We start from the raw sequence: 469 nt of genomic DNA on the forward strand, positions 1-469 counted from the left end.
TTACCTGCGGTAACTTTAGGCGTAGTCAGTCCGGCAGAGGTCAGAATGCTGTCGCCAACTGTTACTTTGTTGAACTCAACGTCTTCCGCAGTCGCTACGGTAATGTTCTTACCGTTGCGGGTCACTTTGATGTTTTTACCTTCTTTAATGGTTACTTCATCATCAGGACTGATTTTTTCAGACGACGTTTCTTCGTTGACTTTCAGCTTCCAACCTTTCTCGGCAGTCTCTTTCACTGACTTGATCGCCTCGTGAATGTTGCCTTTGCCTGTGTCGCCAATGTTGGCAGTGGTTACGTTGCCGTTGTTGTTCTCAGCTTCTCCGCCCAAGATGGTTTTCAGGTTCACTTGGGTTGCGTCCAACTGGGCTTCGGTCGCGGCCTTGTTCGAAGTCGCAAAGTCTGTGCCGCCCAATGTGGTGTTGGTCAGTCCGCTCACTGTACCGGTCGTACCGTCAATCACAACTGGTT

The 469-nt window shown here is 49.9% G+C and carries 1 pseudogene; it reads right to left on the minus strand.

Going from position 1 to position 469, the window contains the following annotated elements:
- Positions 1-469: pseudogene (locus HMPREF3277_RS14905) on the minus strand (hypothetical protein); the annotation flags it as partial.

Origin of the sequence: Neisseria sp. HMSC70E02, from assembly GCF_001838645.1 — a bacterium.
Taxonomy (GTDB): domain Bacteria; phylum Pseudomonadota; class Gammaproteobacteria; order Burkholderiales; family Neisseriaceae; genus Neisseria; species Neisseria macacae.